General features: G+C 43.0%; 2 protein-coding genes. One reads left to right on the top strand and one right to left on the bottom strand.

What is annotated here, in order from left to right:
- The coding region (murG, locus tag VB654_RS09930; protein WP_323213556.1) for an undecaprenyldiphospho-muramoylpentapeptide beta-N-acetylglucosaminyltransferase at positions 1-908 on the bottom strand (908 nt) is incomplete at its 3' end.
- An 85-nt stretch (positions 909-993) separates the two neighbouring features.
- Here murG and VB654_RS09925 point away from each other — a divergent pair.
- The coding region (locus VB654_RS09925; RefSeq protein WP_323213555.1) for a nuclear transport factor 2 family protein at positions 994-1,858 on the top strand (865 nt) is incomplete at its 3' end.

Below are 1,858 nucleotides of genomic sequence, written 5' to 3'. Positions count from 1 at the left end.
GTCAGTGCTGCGCCAGCTTGAGTAAATACATCTGCATTGTATGCTTGATGGTTTTCAGCAGCAAAGGGGTAGGGAATCAATATAGCTGGCGTTCCACATACCCCTAATTCTGTTAAGCTACCAGCACCAGCCCGACTAATGGCTAAATTGGCTCGTCTGAGTAATGCGGCCATATTGTCGTAAAATGGTAATGTGATGTATTGTGGATGCTTAAGGCTATCAGCTTCGGGATCGCGATCGCCTGTTAAATGTACCACATAAGCACCCGCATCAAACCAAGCCCCAGCTGACTGGCGCACTAACTGATTCACCGCTACCGCACCCTGACTGCCACCAAAGACTACAATTAAAGGCACACCATCAGGAATGGGTAAATCTAGTGATGTCTGAAGTCCTTGATCCAGGAATTGAGAACGCACCGGAGTACCTACACAGACATTTTTAGCACGAGGTAAATACTGACTAGCTGCGGCAAATCCTAAAGCCACCACACTGCACCAAGGGCCAAAAAATCGGGTAACTTTACCGGGTAAGGCGTTAGATTCATGAAAAATTACAGGTAATCCCAGGGAACGCGCCGCAATGATGCTGGGTCCAGCGATATAACCCCCTGTGGTGACTACACCTTGAAATTTGCCTTGTTTGAGAATGCGCCTCACTTCTATAATTGCAGCTATTAGCTGACCCAAGATGCGGAGTGTGGATAATCCAAATCCTTGCTGAAACCCCTCAACTGCAATAGTATTCAAAGGATACTGTTTGGGGACAAGTTGAGTTTCTAAACGATTGGGGACACCCAGCCATTCAATTTCATAGTCTGACAGTTTTTCGGCCAGTGCGATCGCCGGAAACAAGTGTCCACCTGTTCCACTGGCAGCTATTAATAATTTTATCGGTGCGTTTGCCATCAAAACTCTACCGTTTCGCGCTTAGGTTATCTAAGATAAAACAATTTCCTGAAGTTCTCTACTCAAATCAGTAAAATCTTACCCAATGACTAACATTACTACCTTGTTACTGAAACACCAACAGAAATTTCCTCATGGTATCTGGTTGATTGTATCTCTGCTGATACTTGGTGTCACTAGTAATGAACAAGCCGTTCAAGCTAAAACTCCAGAACCAGTGCAACCGATATCTGCTGCTGTCAAAGAATCTCAGATGTCTTTAAGACAAAGACTGCGTGAATCCCGGACAACCAACATTTTTTCTCAAAGCATCCAAACTGGGGAAACTTTCCCTAGTAATACACCCACTGAATTGAGAAATCTGTTAACTCAAATGGATAGAGCAGCTAGTCAAGGGGATATTAAAGGAGTAATGCAATTATACAGTCCCAACTTCATACATGGAGATGGATTAAATGCCCAATCTCTAGAAAAGTCTTTAATAGCACTCTGGAAACGATATCCACAGTTACGATACAGTACACAGTTGCAATCTTGGAAAGCTGAAGGCAATGCTATTGTTGCTGAAACGGTAACTAATATCACTGGCTTACCTTCTGCTAACAGTAATAATTTGGCTCTCAATGCTACCATTACTTCACGTCAACGGATTGAAGGTGCAAAAATAGTTAGTCAAGAAATTTTATCAGAACGTAGCTTACTTACCTCTGGTAGCAAGCCACCTCAAATTGATGTCAATTTACCACAACAAGTAAAAGTTGGTCAGCAATATAGTTTTGATGCCATTGTCCAAGAACCTCTGGGTGATGATTTGCTTTTGGGAACTGCAATTGAAGAACCAGTCCAAGTTAGTAAATATCTCAATCCCACATCTGTAGATTTAGAAGCGCTAAAATCGGGCGGAATTTTTAAATTGGGACGCGCACCATCTACACCTGGTAATCGTTGGG

The organism is Nodularia sp. UHCC 0506 (assembly GCF_034931045.1).
Taxonomy (GTDB): domain Bacteria; phylum Cyanobacteriota; class Cyanobacteriia; order Cyanobacteriales; family Nostocaceae; genus Nodularia.
This window is presented reverse-complemented; position numbering and strand designations above follow the sequence as displayed.